The organism is Streptomyces sp. NPDC057474 (assembly GCF_042802555.1).
Lineage (GTDB): Bacteria > Actinomycetota > Actinomycetes > Streptomycetales > Streptomycetaceae > Streptomyces.
This window is the reverse complement of the sequence record NZ_JBHVDX010000453.1, coordinates 1-2,792: the sequence shown is the minus strand read 5'-3', so window position 1 is coordinate 2,792 and position 2,792 is coordinate 1. Positions and strand designations below refer to the sequence as shown.

Annotated in this window: 3 protein-coding genes; 2 read left to right on the top strand and 1 reads right to left on the bottom strand. The window is 70.6% G+C overall.

The window, feature by feature from the left end:
* Positions 1–68: 68 nt before the first annotated feature.
* A complete protein-coding gene (locus ACFU53_RS47570; protein WP_384006775.1) occupies positions 69–647 on the bottom strand; it encodes a hypothetical protein in 579 nt (192 codons plus the stop codon).
* 365 nt (positions 648–1,012) lie between these two features.
* On the opposite strand from ACFU53_RS47570, the gene ACFU53_RS47565 reads away from it, so the two are divergent.
* Both ACFU53_RS47565 and ACFU53_RS47560 read left to right on the top strand, forming a co-directional pair.
* Positions 1,013–1,867 carry a bifunctional methylenetetrahydrofolate dehydrogenase/methenyltetrahydrofolate cyclohydrolase gene (locus ACFU53_RS47565; RefSeq protein WP_384006772.1) on the top strand — a complete coding sequence of 285 codons (855 nt, stop codon included), beginning with the start codon at positions 1,013–1,015 and terminating at the stop codon, positions 1,865–1,867.
* A gap of 310 nt (positions 1,868–2,177) precedes the next feature.
* Positions 2,178–2,729 carry a DUF3017 domain-containing protein gene (locus tag ACFU53_RS47560; protein WP_384006769.1) on the top strand — a complete coding sequence of 184 codons (552 nt, stop codon included), beginning with the start codon at positions 2,178–2,180 and terminating at the stop codon, positions 2,727–2,729.
* Positions 2,730–2,792 lie beyond the last annotated feature (63 nt).

Genomic DNA, 2,792 nt, shown 5'->3' with positions numbered 1-2,792 from the left:
CCGTGCCTCCTCGTACGGGAGGCACGGCCCTCGGTGTGCGGTGCTCGGTTCGTGTGGTGCCCGGTCGCTCAGTAGCGCGGGCGGTTGAACCACGCCTTGCCGTTGGCGTTGCCGACGAAGACGGCGATCAGGATGCCCAGCACCAGGTGGACCAGGCCGATCAGGAAGAACGGGAAGACGCCGAGGACCGCGGTGATGATGCCGAAGACCAGGGCGGCGGTGCGTACGCCGTTGCCGCCGGACTTGAACTTCACGGCCAGCATGATCGCGTAGACGAGCCAGGCCACCGCGAAGATGGCGATCGCCACCATCTGGCCGATGGGAATGTTGCCGAGCGCCTCCGCGAGAGCGGGGTCCTCGGTGCTGTCGCTGGCCGCTGCCACGCCGATCGCGCCGATGCCGTACAGAAGAACGCCGATCACCTGCAGGCCGACGATGACCCAGAGCATGATGCGGGCCGCGTTCACCGAGCTGGGCATGGTCTCGGGCGCGTTCGGGTAGCCGCCGTATCCCTGGGAGACCGGCGGGGCGGTCGGGTAGCCGTATCCCGGCTGCTGGGGCGGGGTCTGCTGCGGGTAGCCGTAGCCCTGGGCGGGCGGCTGCTGCTGGGGCTGGCCGTACGGGTTGTTCGGGTCGCCGAAGCTCATGCGGGGTTTCCTCCGTTGCCTGGTGCGGGGACGCGCGGCACGGTTCGGAGGAATGCCCTGAATCTTTTGAAATGGTCACGCCCCCCGGCAGTGCCCGCGGCACTGTGCCCCAATCGTTTTATATGCCCGGCCGGATGTCCAGGGAGATTCATCGGGTGTTGTGCAAGTGCAACACATCCGATCTTGTCGGGTACGGGGCGCAGACCTGTCGGGTACGGGGCGCAGACCGGTCGGGCACGGGGCGCCGTCCTGTCAGGTACGGGTCTGCGAGGTACGGGCCGCCGCCGCGCCCAGAAGCGGGGCAAGGGCGTCCGCCAGGTGACCGGATTGGAACCCGGTGCCGGTCATCCGCGAAGATTGGGGCCATGAGCGCCCAGATTCTCGATGGCAAGGCCACCGCAGCCGCGATCAAGTCCGACCTGACCGCCCGCGTGGCGGTGCTGAAGGAGAAGGGCGTCATGCCCGGACTCGGCACGATCCTGGTCGGCGAAGACCCCGGCAGTCAGAAGTACGTCGCGGGCAAGCACCGCGACTGCGCGCAGGTCGGCATCGCCTCCATCCAGCGCGAGCTGCCCGCGACCGCCACCCAGGAGGAGATCGAGGCGGTGGTGCGGGAGCTCAACGAGGACCCCGCCTGCACCGGCTACATCGTCCAGCTGCCGCTCCCCAAGGGCATCGACGAGAACCGCATCCTCGAACTGATGGATCCCGACAAGGACGCGGACGGCCTGCACCCGATGAACCTCGGGCGCCTCGTCCTCAACGAGCCCGCCCCGCTGCCCTGCACCCCGAACGGTGTCCTCACCCTCCTCCGTCAGTACGGTGTCGAGATCAAGGGTGCCGAGGTCGTGGTCGTCGGGCGTGGTGTGACGATCGGCCGCCCGATGCCGCTGCTGCTCACCCGGCGCAGCGAGAACGCGACGGTGACCCAGTGCCACACCGGCACGCGTGACCTGGCCGCGCACCTGAGGAAGGCGGACATCATCGTCGCCGCGGCCGGCTCCGCCCACCTCGTCCGGCCCGAGGACGTGAAGCCGGGCGCCGCCGTCCTCGACGTCGGTGTCTCCCGCTCCGCCGAGGGCAAGATCGTCGGCGACGTCCACCCCGGTGTCGCGGAGGTCGCCGGCTGGATCTCCCCCAACCCCGGCGGCGTCGGCCCCATGACCCGCGCTCAGCTGCTCGTCAACGTGGTTGAGGCGGCGGAGCGCAGTGTCGGCTGACGGCAGGGCGGAGGGGACGTCGGGGCTGCCACGGGCGTCGCGGACGCCGGAGAAGGCGACCGGCCCGGGTGCGCCGGAGGGTTCGGCGAAGTTGGGGGCTTCTTCGGGAGCCCCTGGGGCGTCGGAGAAGGCCAGTGGGCCGGGAAAGCCGGCGAATTCGGTGCGGCCGGACGCTTCCGGGGCTTCGAGGGCCTCGGACAAGGCAGAGCTGCCCGAGGCGTCGGCTGACGGGTCGCGGACGACGAAGCGGTCGACGACGACGGAGCGGTCTGGGACGACGGACGGGGCGGCGGCGTCGGAGAGGGTACAGATGTCGGGGACGACTGAAACGACTGAAACGACTGAAACGGCCGGGACGACCGAGTCGGCCGAGGTGGCTGAGTCGGCAGAGTCGGCAGAGTCGGCTGATGAGATCGAGGTGCGGGATCACATCAGCGTGCCCGACGCCGAGGGCAGGCCAGTTCGCGGTACCCGGCGGTTCCCGATGTTCACCAAGGACACCGCGCGGCCCGAGGGTGGTGGCCGGGCGGCGCCTCGTGAGGCGCCCGCGCCCGTCCGGCAGTGGCCGATCCTCGCCGTGCTGTGCACCGTGGGGCTGGGGCTGCTGCTCACCGCGCTGGACGCGTTCCGGGTCGGCACGATCCTGATCGGGGCCGCGTTGCTCGCCGGCGCGGTGCTGCGCTGGGCCGTCCGGGACGTCGGCATGCTTGCCGTCCGCTCCCGTTTCACCGACATGGCCACGTACATCGTCCTGGGCACCGCCATCGTGCTCCTCGCGCTGATGGCCCAGCCGGAGCCGTTGCTGAAGATCCCGTTCCTCAAGGACGCGCTGCACTTCACGGTGGGCGACGAGGCGGGCTGAGGCCGTTCCGCCCCGCCCCCGGTTCCGGGCGCACGCGACGGCGGTCCGTCCCCTCCCCCGAGT

Bases quoted from the DNA above. Each gene is read 5' to 3' on its own strand.
- ACFU53_RS47560 (WP_384006769.1), top strand. From the start codon at position 2,178: ATGTCGGGGACGACTGAAACGACTGAAACGACTGAAACGGCCGGGACG.
- ACFU53_RS47565 (WP_384006772.1), top strand. From the start codon at position 1,013: ATGAGCGCCCAGATTCTCGATGGCAAGGCCACCGCAGCCGCGATCAAG.
- ACFU53_RS47570 (WP_384006775.1), bottom strand. From the start codon at position 647: ATGAGCTTCGGCGACCCGAACAACCCGTACGGCCAGCCCCAGCAGCAG.